Annotated in this window: 1 protein-coding gene; it reads left to right on the top strand. The window is 78.2% G+C overall.

What is annotated here, in order from left to right; all coding sequences use genetic code 11:
• Positions 1-172: 172 nt before the first annotated feature.
• The gene (locus ACFWXO_RS45390) at positions 173-1,825 is read left to right on the top strand and encodes an ATP-binding cassette domain-containing protein (RefSeq protein WP_380533132.1); all 1,653 of its coding nucleotides are present in this window, start codon (positions 173-175) and stop codon (positions 1,823-1,825) included.
• Positions 1,826-2,001 lie beyond the last annotated feature (176 nt).

The raw sequence follows: 2,001 nt of genomic DNA on the forward strand, positions 1-2,001 counted from the left end.
ACTTTTTATAATCAGTATTTTTTTTAATATCAACTATCTTTTTTTTTCTGGCGCAGCTGGTGGCCCCCCTGGCCTTGACGGTCCGGGGGGGGGGGGCACCCGCCTTCCCGCACCCTCCTTCCCGCACCCGCCTTCCCACGCCCACATCCAACTCACCGACAGGAGGCCGGACTTGCCACGACGACCCACCGGATGGACACTCGCCCTCGGCATCGCCCTGCCGGTCGAGGCCGCCACCACCCTCGCACTGCCCGCCGTCCTCGCCGCAGCCGTCGACGCCGCCCTCGCCCACCGGACCGGGACCGCCCTCGCCCCACCCGCCCTCCTGCTGCTGACGGCCGCCGCCGCCAACGCCACCGCGGCGGCCGCCGGACCGGCCTGCTCGGCCGAGGCCACCGCCGCCCTGCGCGGGCGCCTGCTCCGCCACCTCCTCGCCCTCGGGCCCGGCGGCCGCCTGCACGGCGGGCCGCCACCCGGCGACCTCGCCGCCCGGCTCCTCGGCTCGGCCGCCGACGCGGGCGGCCGGCTCCCCGCCGTACTCGGCGCGGCCACCGCGCTGCTCACCTCGATCGGCGCGATCCTCGGACTCGCCGCGCTCTCGCCGTGGCTGGCACTCGCCTTCTTCGCGGGCGTGGTGCCCGGCGTGCTGCTCATCCGGCTCTTCCTGCACCGGGCCGGGCCGGTGTTCGCCCGCTACCAGGAGGTGCAGGCCGAACTCGCGGCCCGGCTCAGCGGCGCCCTCACCGGGCTGCGCAGCATCCACGCGGCGCGCGCCGAACACCGCGAAGCCGCCCGGGTCCTGGCCCCGCTCCCGGACCTGTCCGCGGCCGGACACGCGCTCTGGGCCGCCCAGCGGCGCACCGCCTGGCAGGCCACCCTGCTGATCGCCCTGGTCGAGATCACCGTGCTCGCCACCGCCGGGGCGCTGCTCGCCGACGGCGCCCTCGCCCCGGGCGCGCTCGCCGCGGCGGCGGGCTGGGCGGCGCTCGGCGCGGGGCTCTTCGAACAGGTGGAGTCGCTGGTCGGGGTCGCCCACGCGCGCGCCGGGCAGGCCCGGGTCGACGAACTGCTGGCGCTCGCACCGGCCCCGGCCGGCCCGGCGGCCCTCCCGGCGGGCGGGCCCGGCGAGGTCACCCTGCGGGGCGTGGTGGTGCGCGACGGCGAACGGGTCCTGCTCGGCCCGCTCGACCTCACCGTCCCCGGCGGCCGCACCGTCGCCCTGGTCGGGCACTCCGGTGCCGGGAAGTCACTGCTCGCCGCACTGCCGGGGCGACTGCGCGACCCCGACGAGGGCACCGTACTGATCGACGGCGTCCCGGTGGACACCCTGTCCCCCACCGCCCTGCGGGACGCCGTCGGCTACGCCTTCGCCCGGCCCGACCTGGTCGGCCGCACCGTCCGCGACGCCCTCGCCGGAGCGGGCCCGGCCGAAGCCGCGGCCGCGTGCGCGGACGGCTTCCTGGCCCGGCTCCCCCACGGCTGGGACACCCCGCTCGACGACCTCCAGCTCTCCGGCGGCGAACTCCAACGCCTCGGCCTCGCCCGGCTGCTGGCCCGCCCCACCCGCGTCGTCGTCCTCGACGACGCCACCTCCGGCCTGGACCTCGCCACCGAGTACCAGGTCACCGAGGCCCTCGACCGCGCCACCCACGGACGCACCCGGCTGGTCGTCGCCCACCGCGCGACCGTCGCCGCCCGCGCCGACCTCGTCGCCTGGCTCGACGGGGGCCACCTCCGCGCCCTCGCCCCCCACACCCACCTCCTCGCCCACCCCGACTACCGCGCCACCCTCTCGGCCACCACCCTCCAGGCAGCCACGACGTGACGCACCGGAAGTCGATCGGGCCGACTTCCGGTGCGGGGGGGGACCGGCCACCCTCTGCCCTGCCGAGCTCTCGACGCTTCCTCTCAGCCGCCCCCGGGGGGGGGGGGGCCCGCGGGCGGGGGGGGGGGGGGCGCCCGCGCCCCCCCCCCCCCCCCCCCCCCCCCCCCCCCCCCCCC

The organism is Kitasatospora sp. NPDC059088 (assembly GCF_042738155.1).
Classification (GTDB): domain Bacteria; phylum Actinomycetota; class Actinomycetes; order Streptomycetales; family Streptomycetaceae; genus Kitasatospora.